This window comes from Denitratimonas organivorans (assembly GCF_037478135.1).
In the GTDB taxonomy this organism is placed as follows: Bacteria; Pseudomonadota; Gammaproteobacteria; order Xanthomonadales; family Xanthomonadaceae; genus Denitratimonas.
In genome coordinates, this window is the sequence record NZ_JBBHDV010000007.1 from 142919 (window position 1) to 158324 (window position 15406).

Annotated in this window: 12 protein-coding genes; 8 read left to right on the top strand and 4 right to left on the bottom strand. The window is 67.2% G+C overall.

Going from position 1 to position 15406, the window contains the following annotated elements:
* Window positions 1-127: 127 nt before the first annotated feature.
* Window positions 128-1582: a DHA2 family efflux MFS transporter permease subunit gene (locus WDB66_RS09400; protein ID WP_339398296.1), complete on the bottom strand. Its 1455-nt coding sequence runs from the start codon at window positions 1580-1582 to the stop codon at window positions 128-130.
* 40 nt (window positions 1583-1622) lie between these two features.
* Window positions 1623-3668 (bottom strand): M3 family metallopeptidase, encoded by a 2046-nt coding sequence (locus WDB66_RS09405; RefSeq protein WP_339398297.1) that lies wholly within the window; start codon window positions 3666-3668, stop codon window positions 1623-1625.
* A gap of 84 nt (window positions 3669-3752) precedes the next feature.
* Between WDB66_RS09405 and WDB66_RS09410 the strand changes: the two genes are divergently transcribed.
* The 4 genes from WDB66_RS09410 (at window position 3753) to WDB66_RS09425 (ending at window position 10345) form a co-directional block, all read left to right on the top strand.
* Window positions 3753-5528 carry a patatin-like phospholipase family protein gene (locus WDB66_RS09410; RefSeq protein ID WP_339398298.1) on the top strand — a complete coding sequence of 592 codons (1776 nt, stop codon included), beginning with the start codon at window positions 3753-3755 and terminating at the stop codon, window positions 5526-5528.
* Window positions 5529-5700: 172 nt separating this feature from the next.
* Window positions 5701-7716: a serine/threonine-protein kinase gene (locus tag WDB66_RS09415; protein ID WP_339398299.1), complete on the top strand. Its 2016-nt coding sequence runs from the start codon at window positions 5701-5703 to the stop codon at window positions 7714-7716.
* 513 nt (window positions 7717-8229) lie between these two features.
* Entirely contained in the window at window positions 8230-9357 is a 1128-nt protein-coding gene (gene ppk2, locus WDB66_RS09420; protein WP_339398300.1) for a polyphosphate kinase 2, read from the top strand.
* Window positions 9358-9457: 100 nt separating this feature from the next.
* Window positions 9458-10345, top strand: a complete 888-nt coding sequence (locus tag WDB66_RS09425; protein ID WP_339398301.1) for an alpha/beta fold hydrolase — start codon at window positions 9458-9460, stop codon at window positions 10343-10345.
* A gap of 22 nt (window positions 10346-10367) precedes the next feature.
* Here WDB66_RS09425 and WDB66_RS09430 read toward each other — a convergent pair whose 3' ends face one another.
* Window positions 10368-11393: a two-component system sensor histidine kinase NtrB gene (locus WDB66_RS09430; RefSeq protein ID WP_339398302.1), complete on the bottom strand. Its 1026-nt coding sequence runs from the start codon at window positions 11391-11393 to the stop codon at window positions 10368-10370.
* A 120-nt stretch (window positions 11394-11513) separates the two neighbouring features.
* Between WDB66_RS09430 and arfB the strand changes: the two genes are divergently transcribed.
* The 3 genes from arfB to WDB66_RS09445 all read left to right on the top strand — a co-directional run bounded on the left by arfB (window position 11514) and on the right by WDB66_RS09445 (window position 13200).
* Window positions 11514-11939: an alternative ribosome rescue aminoacyl-tRNA hydrolase ArfB gene (arfB, locus tag WDB66_RS09435; protein WP_339398303.1), complete on the top strand. Its 426-nt coding sequence runs from the start codon at window positions 11514-11516 to the stop codon at window positions 11937-11939.
* Between the two features lie 38 nt (window positions 11940-11977).
* Window positions 11978-12526 (top strand): 1-acyl-sn-glycerol-3-phosphate acyltransferase, encoded by a 549-nt coding sequence (locus tag WDB66_RS09440; RefSeq protein ID WP_339398304.1) that lies wholly within the window; start codon window positions 11978-11980, stop codon window positions 12524-12526.
* Window positions 12527-12597: 71 nt separating this feature from the next.
* Entirely contained in the window at window positions 12598-13200 is a 603-nt protein-coding gene (locus WDB66_RS09445) for a hypothetical protein (RefSeq protein WP_339398305.1), read from the top strand.
* A 32-nt stretch (window positions 13201-13232) separates the two neighbouring features.
* Here WDB66_RS09445 and WDB66_RS09450 read toward each other — a convergent pair whose 3' ends face one another.
* Entirely contained in the window at window positions 13233-14174 is a 942-nt protein-coding gene (locus WDB66_RS09450; RefSeq protein WP_339398306.1) for a DMT family transporter, read from the bottom strand.
* 287 nt (window positions 14175-14461) lie between these two features.
* Here WDB66_RS09450 and WDB66_RS09455 point away from each other — a divergent pair, with 287 nt between their 5' ends.
* A complete protein-coding gene (locus tag WDB66_RS09455) occupies window positions 14462-15382 on the top strand; it encodes a DMT family transporter (RefSeq protein WP_339398307.1) in 921 nt (306 codons plus the stop codon).
* Window positions 15383-15406 lie beyond the last annotated feature (24 nt).

Sequence of the window (15406 nt, forward strand, 5' to 3'; positions counted from 1 at the left end):
AGGTTGGGCTGAGCGCAGCGATGCCCAACAGCCCACGGCACGAAACCAGCAGCGGATGAGTGGATGTCACAGCGTTGGGGTTCGCTTCGCTCACCACCAACCTATGGCCGGACTATGCGGGAAACGATTACCCCGCGCCCGCGGCTTCCTGCTGCGGACGCACCTGGGCTTCCACGGCCGGGCGGCCGGCCAGTTCGTGGCCGGCGTTGAGCGGCAGACGCAGCAGGAACAGGATCGAGAGCAGCGCAATGCCGGCCATCGCCATGAAGGCGAAGCGGAAGTTGACCAGTTCTGTAGTGTCGGTGCCGGTGAAGAAACCCGAGAGGCCGAGCGCGAACGCGCCCAGGGTCACGCCCAGGCTCAGCGACAGCTGCTGCATCATGCTCGACAGGCTGGTGGCCTGGCTCATGCGCGCATTGCCCACCTCGTCGTAGGACAACGCGTTCAGGCCTGTGAACTGCAACGAGCGGAAACAGCCGCCCAGCAGCAGGATCGACAGCATCAGCGGATACGACCAGTCCGGCTGGAACCAGCCCTGCAATCCCAGCAGCAACGCCGCCACCAGCGCGCTACCGATCAGCGTGCTGCGGAAGCCGAAGCGGCGGAAGATGCGCGCGGTGAGGGTCTTCATGAACATCGCGCCGACCGCCGAGACAAAGGTGATGCTGCCCGACTGCAACGGCGTCAGGCCGAAGCCCAGTTGCAGCATCAGCGGCAACAGCAGCGGCGTGGCGCCGACACCGATACGGAACAGGCTGCCGCCGACCACGCCGATGCGGAAGGTCGGCAGCCGGAACAGGCGCAGATCAATCAGCGGATGCGCATGGCGCCGCGCATGCACGACATAACCGGCCAGCAGCGCCACGCCGGTCAGCAGCACCATCAGCGCCACCTCGTCGGACCACAAATGGCCGCCGAAACTGGAGAAACCGAAGATCGTCAGCCCCAGCCCGAGCCCGGACAGCAGGAAACCGGCGACATCCAGCGGACGCGGCTGTGCATCGCGCAGATCGGGCATGAAACGCCAGGCCAGCACGATGCCGATCAGTCCAATCGGCAGGTTGATCAGGAAGATCCAGCGCCAGTGCGCATAGGTCGCGATCAGGCCACCCAGCGGCGGTCCCATCACTGGGCCGACCAGCGCCGGGATCGTCAGCCAGGCCATCGCCTGCACCAGTTGCGCCTTCGGCACGCTGCGCAGGATCACCAGGCGCCCGACCGGCACCATCATCGCGCCGCCGGCACCCTGCACCAGACGTGCGGCGACCAGTTCGCCCAGTGAACCGCCGGCGGCGCAGCACAACGAGCCGAACAGGTAGACACCGATGGCCGCGACGAAGGTCGGGCGCGCGCCGAAGCGGTCCGCGATCCAGCCGCTGACCGGGATGAACACTGCCAGCCCGAGCAGATAGCTGGTCAGCGCCAGCTTCAACGCAATCGGTTCGGTGCCCAGATCCTGCGCGATCACCGGCAGCGCGGTGGCCAGCACGGTGGAGTCCATGTTCTCCACGAACAGCGCGCAGGCCACGATCAGCGGCAACAACACCTCACGCCGCATCAGGTCGCCTGCATGCGGCAGCAACGGCGCTCAGCCACCGCCGGCGACCGCGCGAAACACCGGATCAGGCCGCCAACCCATAGCTGCGCAGCAGCGCCGCCGGTTCCGGTTCGCGCCCGCGGAAGGCGACGAAGCTTTCCAGCGCCGGACGCGAACCGCCTACCGCCAGCACCTGTTCGCGGTAGCGCGCGCCAGTGGCGGCATCGAACAGGCCGGCATCCTCGAACATCGAGAACGCATCGGCCGACAGCACTTCGGCCCACAGATAGCTGTAGTACCCGGCCGCATAACCGCCGGCGAAGATGTGGCTGAAGGCGTGCGGGAAGCGCGCCCATTCGGGTGGGCGGATCACCGCCACCGCGTCACGCACCTGTTCAAGAACCTGCATCGTGCGTGCGCCGTGGGCCGGGTCGTATTCCAGATGCAGGCGGAAATCGAACAGCGCGAACTCCAGCTGCCGCACCAGGAACATGCCGGCCTGGAAGTCGCGTGCCGCCAGCATCTTGTCCAGCAACGCCTGCGGCAACGGTTCGCCGGTCTTGTAGTGGCGCGCGAACAGGTCCAGCGCCTCGCGCTTCCACGCGTAGTTCTCCATGAACTGGCTGGGCAGCTCGACCGCATCCCATTCGACGCCGCTGATGCCGCCCACCGATGGCAGATCGACCTCGGTCAGCATGTGGTGCAGGCCATGGCCGAATTCGTGGAACAGCGTGACCACGTCATCGTGCGTCAGCAGCGCCGGTGCATCACCGGCCGGCGGCGCGAAATTGCAGACCAGATAGGCCACCGGCACCTGCAACTGATCGGCCTGACGCACGCGGTTGCGGCACACGTCCATCCACGCGCCACCACGCTTGCCGGTGCGCGCGTAGATGTCGACATAGAAGCCGGCACGCAGGCTGCCATCGGTATCGAACACATCGTAGAAGCGTGCGTCCGGGTGCCAGAGATCCACGCCGTCGCGCTGCCTGAAGCTCAGGCCGAACAGCCGCGCGGCGACTTCGAACAGGCCATTGATCGCGGCCTCGGTCGGGAAGTAGGGCTTGAGGTCCTCCTCGCTGAAGGCGAAGCGCTGCTGGCGCAGTTTTTCGCTGGCGTAGCCCACATCCCAGGGTTGCAATTCGTCGATACCCAGTGTGTCGCGCGCGAAGTCGCGCAGTTCGGCCAGTTCGCGTTGCGCCACCGGTTTGGCGCGCGCCGCCAGGTCTTCGAGAAAACCGAGCACGCGCTCCGGCGTGGCCGCCATCTTGTCGGCCAGCGACACGTTCACCGCGCTGTCGAAACCCAGCAACTGCGCCGCCTCGTGCCGCAGCGCGAGGATCTGTTCGATGCGCTGGCTGTTATCGAATTGGCCAGCCTGAGGGCCCTGATCCGAGGCGCGGGTGCTGTGCGCGGCGTAGACCTCGGCGCGCAACTGACGATCATCGGCAAAACCGAGGATGGCGCTGACCACCGGGCCCTTGAGCGTGGCCAGCCAGCCTTCGCGCCCGGCATCGGCCGCGGCCTGCGCCAGCATCGCGCGCGCGGTGTCGGGCAGGCCGGCCAGTTCGGATTCGGACACGGGCCGCTGCCAGGCATCGGTGGCATCCAGCACGGCGCTGCCGAACTGTGTGGTCAGGGTCGAAAGTTCGTTCTGGATCTGCGCGAAGCGGGCACGCGCGGCGTCATCCAGCGCCACGCCGGACAGCCGGAAACCACGCAGGCTGTCCTCCACCAGGGTCTGGCGGGCGCGGTCCAGCGTGGTGAAATCCGGAGCCTCGCGCAGCGTCTGCACGGCTTCGTACAGCGCCCGGTTCTGGCCCAGCCAGGTGGCGTGTTCGGTCAGTTTCTCGATCGCGGCCTCGTAGGCTTCGCGCAGGGCGGGTGAATCCTGCACCCCGTGCAAATGCGAGACCGGCGAAAAAGCGCGGTTGAGCAATTCTTCCTGCTGCTCCAGCGGTGCCATCAGGCTCTGGAAACTGCGTGCGCTGCCATCACCGAGCAGGCGCTCGACCTCGGTACGAAAACCGGCAATCAACTGCTCCATCGCCGGCAACACATGGCCGGGCTGGATGCGGGAAAACGGGGGAAGCTCGGTGGCCGCGAGCAACGGGTTCGTCGGGATATCCATCCGCACAAAGCTGATGGGTAAAGGGGCCGATTTCAAGCCGCGCGCGCCTGCGGGATCAGGCGGCGATCAGGTAACGTGTGCGGCATGTCCGGGCCATCGCCACCTGCCGCCATCGATACCCCCGAGGCACGCCTGCGCTGCTATCTGGAGGGTTTGGCGCTGTTCGCCGAATTGCCGGCGGCCACGCTGGACGAACTGGCGGTGCGCGGCGAGGCCATCGCGCTGGCCGGCGGCACCACGCTGTTCGAGCAGGACGAAAACGCCGACGCCTTCTATCTGCTGCGCTGGGGCCGGCTTGCCGCCTGGCGCCGCAATCGCGAAGGCGACACGCGACGGTTGGGCCAGATCGGGCCGGGCGAATATGTCGGCGAAGTCGGCCTGATCCTGGACCAGCGCCGCAGCGCCACAGTGTTCGCACTGCGCGACAGCGAACTGGTGCGCTGGTCGCGCGACAGCTTCGAGCAATTGCTGGCACACCATCCCAAGGCAATGCTCGGGCTGACGCGCGAGGCGCTCAAGCGCTACGCCGCCACTGTTGAACGCCCGGCCGAAGTGCGTTGCTTCGCGGTGCTGCCGGGCACGCCGGGAGTCGATGCGGTGGCCTTCGCACAACGCCTGGCGCGAGCGCTGCACTGGTTGGGCCGGGTGGAACTGGTGCAGGCCGACGCCGCCCGCCATCGTGGCGCCGGCTGGTTCAGCCGGATGGAACAGGAGGCCGACGGCCTGATCTATGTCGGTGATTCGGACCCGCAATGGCGTGAACGCTGCGTGCGCCAGAGCGATGCCGTACTGCTGCTGGCCGATACCGACGACAAACCGGCCAACGCCCTGCCAGCGCCGGCCTCGCGTTCGCAGCACACACCGCTGCATCTGGTGCTGCAACGCCGCTACCCGCCACAGCCCGGTGAAACCCGGCCCTGGCTGGAAGCCTTCGCCGATTGCGCCAGCCATCACCATATGTGCGATGACGCGGACATGGCCCGCCTGGCGCGCCTGCTCGGTGGACGCGCCACCGCGCTGATGCTGTCCGGTGGTGGCGCGCGCGGATTCGCGCATATCGGTGTATTGCGCGCGCTGCGCGAGCACGGCGTCGATGTCGATTACGTCGGTGGTTGCAGCGCCGGCGCCGTGGTCGGGGCCGGCATCGCAGCCGGCTGGGACGAAGCGCAACTGGTGGAAGCACTGCGCATCGCGTTCGTTGATGACAACCCGCTTTCCGACCGCACCCTTCCGCTGGTGGCGATGTCCAGCGGGCGCAAGGTGTCGCAGCTGCTGCGGCGGATGTTTGGCGAACGCGATATCGGTGACCTGCACCTGCCGTTCTTCTGCGTTTCCAGCGATCTGACCGAAGGTGCTCTGCATGTGCACGAGCGCGGCAAACTCTGGATCGCCTTGCGTGCCAGCAGCGCGATTCCCGGCATGGTGCCGCCGGTCTTCCACGACCGGCGCGTGCTGGTGGATGGCGGCGTGATCGACAACCTGCCGGTCAGCGAGATGCGGCAGCGCATGAACGGCCGCATCATCGCGGTGGATGTGGGGGGCAACTACCGCATCGATACCGAACTGGAGGCCACCTCGTTGCCGTCCTGGTGGCGACAGATCCTGCTGCAATGGCGGCATCGGACCTATCCGGGCATCGGCCGCATCCTGTGGCGGGCTGGCATGGTCAATTCGGCCGCGACGGTGGCACACCAGCGGCGCCAGTCCAGCCTGCTGCTGGCACCGCAACTGGACGGCATCGACCTGCTCGGCTGGCAGCAATTCGAACGCGCGATCGAGCTGGGTTACCAGTACGCGCAGCAGCGGCTGGAGCGGGGCGACCACCTGCAGGACCGGCCCGCCGCCACGCCGGGTTTGTGAGCCGCGCCGCTCGGCGCAAGGTAAACGGGCGCTTAATCCTGCGGCCGGCCATTGCCCGGCTTTGACGCCAGCTGCCGTACCCCTATTCGCACGTCGCGCTGGGCGGCGTCCTGAACAAGGCAATGCTAGGATGAGCACACGTACCGGTTCCCCTTCGCCAGACGAGGCGAGCATGAAGACGCACCTGGGTCATTACGAGATCGTTTCCGAAATCGGTCGCGGCGGCATGGGCGTGGTCTACCGCGCTTTCGAGCCGGCCCTGAACCGGCACGTGGCGATCAAGGAACTCTCGCCCTCGCTGGCGCACGATCCGCAACTGGTCGAACGCTTCCTGCGCGAGGCGCGCTCGATGGCGGCGCTGAGCGATCCGCACATCATCCAGATCCATTACATCGGCACCGATGAGGCCACCTCGCAGCCGTTCTTCGCGATGGAGTTCGTCGAGGGCGATTCGCTCTCCACCATCCTCAAGCGCGACGGCAAGCTGGATGTCGAGAATGCATTGAAGATCCTGCACCAGACTGCGCAGGGCCTGGCCACCGCGCACGATCGCGGCGTGATCCACCGCGACATCAAGCCCGGCAACCTGATGCTGAGCGATCGCGGGCAGGTCAAGATCGCCGACTTCGGCATCGCGCTGGCCACCCAGGATATTTCCAAGAAGCTGACCTCCACCGGCGAGTTTGTCGGCACGCCCGGCTACCTGTCGCCGGAAGTGTGCCTGGGCAAGCCGATCGACCAGCGCTCGGACATCTTCTCGCTCGGCATCGTGATGTTCGAAATGCTCTCCGGCCACACCCCGTTCAGCGATGAAAGCCCGCTGGGCCTGATGCTGGAAGTGGTCAAGGCCGAAATCCCCGACATCCAGCAACTCAACGACGATGTCGATCCGCAGACCGCCGCGATCCTGGCGCGGATGCTGGCCAAGGAGCCGGAAGAACGTTTCCAGAGCTGCCACGATCTGGTCGCCGCGCTGGAAGCCCACCCCGCCGTGGCGCGTGGTGGCACGGCGGTCAAACTGGCCAGGCCGGCCGCACCGGTGGATGCCGCCACCATGGTCGGTGCACCCACGCCGATGTCCACTGCACGCAAGGTCACGCCGCCGCCGGTGGTGCGCTCGGGCGCATCACAACCGGCGCCGGCCGCAGCGGCTTCCGATTCCGCGCCGACCAGCGCGAGCACCCGTCCTTCCGTGCTCGAACGCCCTGCAACCAAACGCGGCGCCTTGTGGCTGCCGCTGGCCGTGGCGGCGGTGCTGGTGCTGTCGGTAGCCGGTGGCGCCTTCGCGTTCCGCGCGCCGATCATGGATTTCGTCAAAGGCTTCGGTGACGGTTTTGCCGGCCGCAGCAGCGAGCGCGCCTACGAGAGTGGCCTTGCCACCGGCCAGGCCAGTAACCCGATTTCCACCGGCAACGCGGCGCCGTCCGTGGCTGCTGACACCGGCGCAGATGCATCGTCTACGACCAGCAGCCTGGGCAGCGAAGCGCTGGCCGCGATCGCGCAGGACCAGCCGGCCGGCAGCGGCGCGCAGATCACGGTGGAAAATCCCGAGGCCGCCACCGGCAACACCGTGGCCCAGGCCGAAAACACCGCCGCCAGTACCCTTGCCGCCGCGAATGCATCCATCGCCGCCACCCAGACTACGGCCTCCGGCAGCGCACCGGACAGCACCACCGGCACCCCACCGGCCGCCGCTGCCGCCAAGTCGCAGACCGTGGCGTCCACGGCCGCACCTGCGCGTCCGGCCACGCCGCCGCCGCCGCCGCGCATCGCGGTGATCGCAATCGGCGATTCGGCCATCACCGGCCCGGCACGCAGCCGCATCGAAAGCCAGCTGGCCGCATCCGGGTTTGATCTGGTCGATGCCGAGGCGCTGGGCGTGTATGGCGATGACCTTTCCAGCGCGCTCAATACACTGCGCCGCTCGGCCACCGTAGCGGTGGTGGTGCGGGCCGAACCGGTCGGTTCGCAGGAATTGCAGTACTACGGCCGCGTGTCGGAGATGTACACCGCCAACCTGACGGTACGCGCCTACAAGACCGCCGACCGCGCCCCGATCGGTGCCGGCCTGCGCGAAAAGGTGCAGTTCACCACGCTCAACGCCGACACCCAGGCCCAGGGCGCACTGGCCGGCGGCAAGCTGGACCGCCTCGTGGCCGAGCTGTCGCCCTATCGCCGACGCGGCTGACCCTGCAACAATCAAAACAACAAGAATCCCTGCACCCCGCCCCGCGCGGGGTGTTTTTTTGTTCTCGGCCTGGACAGCGGAATTGGCTGGTGTGCTTTTCGCCTGCTCAGGGCACCTTGCCCTGATTCGCGTGCGAAACATCCGTGTTTTGCGTGTCTCACCCCAGCCCTGCGGGCACAGCTCGCAGCAACCCGGGCGGAAAACAACGTTCGATCATGGTTCCTTGATCCCGAAGCCGGGAGAAAGAAACAGCAAGGGCGATCCGGATCGGGAAGTGCGGACAGCAGCGCATGGATGCGCTGTGGCGGCGAGTTCGGCCACGGATGGCCGACCGAGCCGGGCAGCAATTCCCGATTCGGAGCGACCTTCCTCCGAAGGCAAAGTCAAGAAGTCCACTTCTGTAATCGACAGCCGGAACAATCAACTGCCGCATGACCCCACAGACGATCCAGAACGGCAACTTGCAAGCCTGCGCCACTGGCGCCATATAGGAAGGCTCGACAAGGAGCCCGCATGACCCCGCCGAAAAACACCTCGCCCAGCCACACCACCACGCCTGACAACCCCGCGCTCGCGAGGCAATCGCTGCTGGAACAGGCGGCGGTCGAGCAGGCGGTAGTGGCCGCGCAGGAGGTGGCCGAAGCGTCGGTGCGGGACATGCTGCGTGCCGCGCGCAGCCCGGATATCGATCACGCGGTCAAGGTGCTGGAAGACATCTTCGCCGGCATGTCGCCGGACGATGCCCGCGTGCTGCGCAACAGCCTGGCCGAACGCGACCGCCTGATCGTGCGCGATGAACAGGGGCTGCCTTCGCCCGACGAGGAGCTGGCACCGAACTGGCACGACGGCGCCTACCCCTACCGCCACCGCATGCTGCGGCGCAATTACGAACGCCAGAAGTACCGTCTTCAAGTCGAACTGCTGAAGCTCCAGGCCTGGGTCAAGGAAACCGGACAGCGCGTGGTGATCGTGTTCGAAGGCCGCGACGCCGCCGGCAAGGGTGGCACGATCAAGCGCTTCATGGAGCATCTGAACCCGCGTGGCGCGCGCGTGGTGGCACTGGAAAAACCCAACGAGGTCGAGCGCGGCCAGTGGTATTTCCAGCGCTACGTGCAGCATCTGCCCACCGCCGGTGAAATCGTGATGTTCGACCGCAGCTGGTACAACCGTGCCGGGGTCGAAAAGGTCATGGGCTTCTGCACCGATGCCGAGTACGAGGAATTCTTCCGCCAGGTGCCGGAGTTCGAACGCAACCTGGTGCGCAGTGGCATCCATCTGGTGAAGTTCTGGTTCTCGGTCAGCCGCGAGGAACAGCGGCGCCGTTTCAAGGAGCGCCAGACCCACCCGCTCAAGCAGTGGAAACTGTCGCCCATCGACCTGGCCTCGCTCGACAAATGGGACGACTACACCCATGCCAAGGAAGCCATGTTCGCGCACACCGACACCGTCGATGCGCCCTGGACGGTGGTCAAATCCGACTGCAAGAAGCGCGCACGGCTGAACGCACTGCGCCATGTGCTGCTGTCGTTGCCCTACCACGACAAGGATCCGGTGCGGGTCGGTGCGGTCGATCCGCTGCTGGTGGGCCGCCCCGATGCGGTCTACGAACGCGGCGAGCGTCCGCACGGCCGGGTCGACTGAACCGGAGTTCCCGCCCGGCGGCGGTTGTCGCCACCGGCGCCGGCCTTTACAGTGACCGGCTGCCCCGTCCGCCGGCCTTGCCGGGCCCAGGAATTCCCGCATGAGTTATCCGGATTACCCGTTCACCCCGCAGCGCTTCCAGGTGCGTCCCGGCATCGCCATGAGCTATCTGGACGAAGGCCCGCGCGACGGTGAAATCGTGCTGATGCTGCACGGCAATCCTTCCTGGAGCTACTACTGGCGCAAGCTGGTGTCCGGCCTTTCGGACCGCTATCGCTGCATCGTCCCCGATCACGTCGGCATGGGCCTGTCGGACAAGCCCGGCGATGCCGATTACGACTACACCCTGGCCTCGCGCATCGACGATCTGGCCACGCTGCTGGCGCATCTGGGCATCGACGGCAAGCTGACGCTGGCGGTGCACGACTGGGGCGGCATGATCGGTTTCGGCTGGGCGCTGCGCGACCCCTCACGCATCGCGCGGCTGGTGGTGCTCAACACCGCCGCCTTCCCGCTGCCGGCGGAAAAGCCGATGCCCTGGCAATTGAAACTGGGCCGCGATTCGCGCCTGGGCGCACTGGCGATCCGTGGCTTCAACGCCTTTTCCAGCGCCGCCTCGCGCGTGGGCGTGTGCAACGCGATGCCGCCGGACGTGCGCGCCGCCTATGTCGCGCCGTACAACTCCTGGGCCAACCGCATCGCCACGCTGCGCTTCGTGCAGGACATCCCGCTGGCGCCGGGCGACAAGGCCTGGGCGCTGGTCGAAGAATCCGGCCGGCGTCTGCACGAATACGCCGACCGGCCGGCACTGCTGGCCTGGGGCCTGCGCGATTTCGTGTTCGATGCGCATTTCCTGCGCGGCTTCGAACAGAAGCTGCCGCAGGCGCAGAGCCTGATCTTCGACGATGCCGGCCATTACGTGCTGGAAGACAAGGCCGCGCAGATCGTGCCGCAGGTGCGCCGCTTCCTCGACGCGCATCCGCTCTAAGCCACTGCACACCGCCGCGCGATCAGTCGACCGGCAGCAGCAGCGTGAACAGCGTGTGGCCCGGGCGCGAACGGCAGGACAGCTGCCCGCCGTGCTCCCGCGCGACCTGTTGCACCAGGGTCAGCCCCAGACCGGTGCCATCGGCGCGGCCCGACACCAGCGGCAGGAAGATGCGTTCGGCCAGATCATCGGACACGCCGCAGCCGTCATCCTCCACTTCCACCCGCAACGCCAGCCGGTGTGCGCGTTCGCCGATCAGCACATTGCGTTCGGCGCGTGTGCGCAGGCGAACCTGTCGCGCGCCAGCCTCCAGCGCGTTGCGCACCAGATTCCACACGGCCTGGGTCAAGCGATCCGCATCGGCCACAAGTTCGGGCAGGCTGGGGTCGTAATCGCGCAGCAGGCGTGCGCCGCCCTCGTGCTGCGCGGCGGCTTCGGCCAGCAGCCGCACCCGTTCCAGCACTTGATGCACATTGATCGGCACCATGGCCTGACCGGACGCCGGATTCAGCAGCCGGTCCACCAGCGCACCCAGGCGATCACATTCGTGCAGCATCACCTCGACATAGCGCTGTGCATCGGCATCATCGCGGTTGCGCCGCGCCAGCAATTGAGCCGCACCGCGCAGGCCGGCGAGAGGATTGCGTACCTCGTGCGCCAGCCCCTGCAGCGCGGCATGCAGCGCATCGGGAAGCCGTGTCAGGCTCTCGCCGTGCTGTTCGTCCAGCGGACGGGCTTCGATCAGCACGCCCGAAGCTTGCCGCGTCAACCACAGATCGGCCCGACGTTCGATGCCGGAAGGCAGTTGCAGCCGCATGCGGCGTGCCGCCACCGGCTCGTCACCGGCCGATGGCAGGCGCGCCAGCAATTCAGCCAGACGCGGGGCTTCGGCATCCAGATGGGCCAGATGCATCCCGGCCAGACGCCGGGCACCGGCATCCAGCCAGCGCGCGAAGGCGGCATTGCAGCCCTGCAGCACACCCTGCGCATCGCTCCAGGCCACCGGCGTGGCGAGATGTTCGATGGCAAAGGGCGGCAGGCGCGACATGGCAGGGCAGCTTCGGGCGACACGGAACGGAATCGCATGATGCCGCATTGCGCCGCGCCATGACGCACGCCGCGCTGCGGCTACAATCCGGCGCTTGCCCGCGAAACTGCGCCCGATCCGATGCTGATGATTTCCCCGACATTGACGATCCCCGACGAGGAACTGGTGGAACGCTTCGTGCGCGCCTCCGGCCCCGGCGGGCAGAACGTCAACAAGGTGGCCACGGCGGTGGAACTGCGTTTCGACGCGGCCGCGTCACCATCGCTGCCCGAAGCGGTGCGCGAACGGCTGCTGGCACGACGCGACCGGCGCATCGGTGCGGACGGCGTGATCGTGATTTCCGCACAACGCTTCCGTACCCAGGAACGCAACCGTCAGGATGCGCGCGAACGCTTGGCGGCGCTGATCCAGGCGGTGCTGGTGCCGCCCAAGCCGCGCATCGCCACCCGCCCGACACGCGCCTCGAAGGAGCGCCGGCTGGAAGCCAAGAAAGGGCGCGCACAGATCAAGCGCGGGCGCGGCTCGCAGTGGAGCAGTGATTCGTGAAACCGGTGGTGCCTGATCTTCCGCCCAACGCACCGCGCATGGGAAACTTGCTGAGCCGGGCCTTCGGCCGCAGCATCCTGCGTGCCGGCGGCTGGCGCATCGACGGCCAGTTTCCGGATGTGCGCCATCTGGTGATCATCATCGCGCCACACTCCTCGGCCTGGGATGCGTTCTGGGGCATCGCCGGGATGCTGGCGCTCGGGGTGCGGATCAACTTCATGGCCAAGGCCGAACTGTTTCGCGGCCCGCTGGGTTGGCTGCTGCGCCTGCTCGGCGGCATGCCGGTGGTGCGCAACCGCGCCCACGGCGCAGTCGAACAGGCCGCCGCGCAGGTACGGCGCGCGCCGGTCTGCTGGTTCCTGCTGGCACCGGAAGGCACCCGCAAACGGGTGGAACACTGGAAATCCGGCTTCTGGCACATCGCCCGCAACGCCGACGCGCCCCTGATGTGCGCGCACTTCCACTATCCCGACAAGACCATGGTGCTGGGGCCGGTGATGCCACTGAGCGATGACCTGGACGCAGACATGGCCGCCATCCGCGAACACTACCGGCCCTTCATCGGCAAGAATCGCGGCACGGTGTGACGCAGCGTCGATGTCCGATTGCGGCACCCCATGCCGTAACGACAGACTTTCCCATTGCGGATGGAGTTGCTATGAAGAAGGTTCTCGGCGGTTGCCTGATCGTTGGTTTGCTTCTGCTGGTGGTCGGTGGTGGCGCGACCTGGTGGTTCGTGCTGCGTCCGGCGTGGAATGCGGGGAGCCAGTTCATCGGTGCGGCCACGCAGATGGCCGATCTGGCCAAGATCGATACCCAAGTGAAGAACCGCGCGGCATTCACGCCACCGGCCGATGGGGTCATCAGCGATGCCGGGTTGCAGCGTTTCATCGCGGTGCAGTCGTCGGTGCGCGATCAGGTCGGGCCCGCGCTGGCCACGCTGGAAGGCAAGTACAAGGAACTCCAGCAGCAGGGCCAGAAGCCCGGCGCCACTGAGGTGTTGAATGCCTACGGCGATCTGTTTTCGCTGATCCGGCAGGCCAAGCAGGCCGAGGTCGATGCGGTCAATGCGCAGAACCTGTCACTGGCCGAATACCGTTGGATGCGCAGCCAGGTCTACGGCGCCCTGCTGCGCGAAGGCATGGACGGTGCGCGGAAGCAGGGAGGCGAGAAAGTCAGTACCGATCCGAACCTGCAACGCCTGAGCCAACACCGTGAGCTGCTGGCGCAGACGGCAGTGATGGCCTGGCTGGGGCTGTAGGTAGCCGCCACGGGCATGGCCGGCCAGGACGTTCAGTCGACCATGCCCTTGGCCTCGGAGGTGGCCAGCACTTCCGGGTGATCCAGGCGCCGCTGCGGCTTCAGCAGCGGCTGCACGAACACCGCCGCCAGGATGATCGCCACGCCCAGGTAGAACATCGGCGTCAGTTCGTGCTGTTCGGACAGCAGCAGCATCGCCAGGATGATCGCGTAGACCGGTTCCAGATTCACCGCCATCTGCGCTGAAAACGCGCTGATATGGCGCAACGCCATCAGCGACAACACGAACGGGAACAGGGTGCAGGCGCCAGCCAGCAGCAGCAGCAGGATGGCGTCGTTGAGCGAGGGCAAGGTCAGCAGCGGGCCGGCCATGACCGGAAACAGCACCACCATCAGCGGCGCCAACGCGGTCAGTGCCAGGGTGCCGGCACCCAGTTCCAGCGCGGTCACGGTGAGCGGGTCGGCGTGATCGACCAGACGCTTGTTGAGCGATCCGAATATCGCCACGAACAGCGCCGACAGCGCGCCCACCGCGATACCAACGCGCATGTCGGCCGACACCCCGCCCACCACCAGCGCCACACCCGGCAGCACCGCGATGCCCAGCAGCAGCTCACGGCGCGAGAACGGGCGCCGCGCCAGCACCGGCTCGATCAGCGCGGTGAACACCGCCGCCAGCGCCATGCAGGTGGCCGCGACCGAGGCGTTGGCCAGCTTGATTGCGCCATAGAAGGTCAGCCAGTGCAGCGCCACCAGTACGCCGACACCGGCATAGGCCAGCACCAGCTTCGGGGGCAGTGCCCGCAGTCCGCGCCAGACCCGCGGCAGCAGCAGCAACACCACCGCCACCAGCAGCATGCGCCACCACACCAGCGGCAGCGCCGGCAGCGTGATCAGTTTTCCGAAGATGGCGGTGAAACCCCACAGCAGCACGCAAAGGTGGATCTGCCAGTGGGCCTTGGCGGTGGGTGACATGGGTGATCGGACAGGAAAACGGGGATTTCGCACCATCCCGCAGCCGCGCTGCGCCGCAACAACAACGCAGGATGCCGCGTTGCGTTGCAGGCCGCCATGCGTCGAGCCCGGGCTGTGCAAGGGGTGCAAGGTATCGCGTTCCGGGGCGTGGGTGGAGCCAGCGTGCGGTTTTTGACTGATCCCGTCCGTATTGCAGCCAAAACAGCACTTGCCGCGCTGCACAAGAAGCGGACAATGGCCGATTCCCCGCACCGTGCGCGCCGACGGCACCACCGAAACCTTCCCCGATGAACCACGCCCACGACACCGTCGCCGCTGCTCCTGCGAATTCCTCCCATGCCGCAGTGCAGCCCCATGCCGGCTGGCTGACGCCGCTGGAACTGGCGTTGCTGGGCGCGATCTGGGGTGCGTCGTTCCTGTTCATGCGGGTGGCCGCCGACGATTTCGGCCCGGTGCCGCTGGTGTTGCTGCGGCTGGCGCTGGGCGCGCTGTTGCTGTTGCCGTTCCTGTGGCGTGCGCGCGGCGCGTTTCCGCTGCGGCTGTGGCCGCTGCTGACCTTGATCGGGGTGATCAATTCGGCACTGCCGTTCATGCTGTTCGCCTGGGCCGCGCAACGCGCGCCGGCCGGCGTGGGCGCGATCGCCAATGCCTTGACGGTGCTGTTCACTGCGCTGGTGGGCGCGATGTTCTTCGGCGAGAAGATCGGCGGCCGCCGTGCGCTGGCATTGCTGATCGGCTTCATCGGCGTGGTGGTGCTGGCCAGCGGCAAGATCGCCGGCATGAGCATCGGCTGGGCCACCGCCGCCGGTGCGCTGGCCTCGCTGCTGTACGGGGTCGGTGCCAATCTGGTGCGGCGCCATCTGGCCGGACTGCCGGCCGCGGCACTGGCGGCGGCCACGCTCGGCGCTGCGGCGTTGGTGACACTGCCGTTCGCCCTGCTCACCTGGCCGACGCAAGCGGTGCCGGGCGTATCGTGGTGGTCGGCGCTGGCGCTGGGCGTGCTGTGCACCGGTTCGGCCTACGTGCTGTATTACCGGCTGATCGCGCGCGTCGGCGCCAGCCGCGCCTCGACCGTCACCTATCTGGTGCCCCTGTTCGGCGTCGGCTGGGCCTGGTTGTTGCTGGACGAACCGCTGACCTGGCCGATGGCGATCGCCGGTGGCCTGATCCTGGGCAGCGTGGCGATCAGCCAGCGGCGCGGCAAATAGCGCCGGCGCTGGCTGATCCGGCAC